The organism is Thalassospira mesophila (assembly GCF_002115755.1).
Classification (GTDB): Bacteria; Pseudomonadota; Alphaproteobacteria; order Rhodospirillales; family Thalassospiraceae; genus Thalassospira; species Thalassospira mesophila.
This window is the reverse complement of sequence record NZ_JFKA01000039.1, coordinates 1-1,313: the sequence shown is the minus strand read 5'-3', so window position 1 is coordinate 1,313 and position 1,313 is coordinate 1. Positions and strand designations below refer to the sequence as shown.

The 1,313-nt window shown below is 50.6% G+C and carries 2 tRNA genes and 2 rRNA genes; all 4 read right to left on the bottom strand.

Annotation, left to right across the window (positions count from 1 at the left end):
- A 23S ribosomal RNA gene (locus TMES_RS21900) occupies window positions 1-216 on the bottom strand; the annotation flags it as partial.
- Window positions 217-463: 247 nt separating this feature from the next.
- Window positions 464-539, bottom strand: a tRNA-Ala gene (locus tag TMES_RS21895).
- 30 nt (window positions 540-569) lie between these two features.
- Window positions 570-646, bottom strand: a tRNA-Ile gene (locus TMES_RS21890).
- An 83-nt stretch (window positions 647-729) separates the two neighbouring features.
- A 16S ribosomal RNA gene (locus tag TMES_RS21885) occupies window positions 730-1,313 on the bottom strand; the annotation flags it as partial.

The following is a 1,313-nucleotide window of genomic DNA, read 5'->3' as shown; positions in this document are numbered from 1 at the left end:
TCCTCAGGGTACTTAGATGTTTCAGTTCCCCTGGTTCGCCCCTTACACCTATGTATTCAGTGTAAGGTAACCATCTTATGATGGCTGGGTTCCCCCATTCAGACATCTCCGGATCAAAGTCTGTTTGCCGACTCCCCGAAGCTTTTCGCAGGCTACCACGTCTTTCATCGCCTCTGACTGCCAAGGCATCCACCGTATGCGCTTCTTCACTTGACCATATAACCCCAAGCAATCTGGTTATACTGTGAAGACGACATTCGCCGAAAATTCGAATTTCTCAATTAAGAGAACTCACAAATTTTACCTTAGCCTGATCCGTTACCAGTGAAAGTAACGTTCAGTCTATCTTTCTATCACATACCCAAATTTTTAAAGAACGATCTAATCAAAGACTAGAAATCAACATTCACCATCGCAGTGATGGAATGCTCATTTCTAAGCTTTCAACGTCTAGAAGCAGTAGTGGTGGAGCCAAACGGGATCGAACCGTTGACCTCCTGCGTGCAAGGCAGGCGCTCTCCCAGCTGAGCTATGGCCCCGTATTTCTACAGGCGTTTCCCACACAAAATTGGTGGGTCTGGGCAGATTCGAACTGCCGACCTCACCCTTATCAGGGGTGCGCTCTAACCAACTGAGCTACAGACCCAATTTCGGGCTGCTTCTTTATCGTCTTCTTCAATGAATCAAGCAATTCGTGTGGGAACTTATGGAGCAGCTGATGTCGTCGATTAAGGAGGTGATCCAGCCGCAGGTTCCCCTACGGCTACCTTGTTACGACTTCACCCCAGTCATGAATCACACCGTGGTAACCGTCCCCCCGAAGGTTAGACTAGCTACTTCTGGTGCAACCCACTCCCATGGTGTGACGGGCGGTGTGTACAAGGCCCGGGAACGTATTCACCGCGACATTCTGATTCGCGATTACTAGCGATTCCGACTTCACGCAGTCGAGTTGCAGACTGCGATCCGGACTACGATCGGTTTTGTGGGATTAGCTCCACCTCGCGGCTTGGCAACCCTCTGTACCGACCATTGTAGCACGTGTGTAGCCCAGGCCGTAAGGGCCATGATGACTTGACGTCATCCCCACCTTCCTCCGGTTTGTCACCGGCAGTCTCCTTAGAGTGCCCACCATAACGTGCTGGTAACTAAGGACAAGGGTTGCGCTCGTTACGGGACTTAACCCAACATCTCACGACACGAGCTGACGACAGCCATGCAGCACCTGTCTCAATGTTCCCGAAGGCACCAATCTATCTCTAGAAAGTTCATTGGATGTCAAGGCCTGGTAAGGTTCTTCGCGTTGCTTCGAA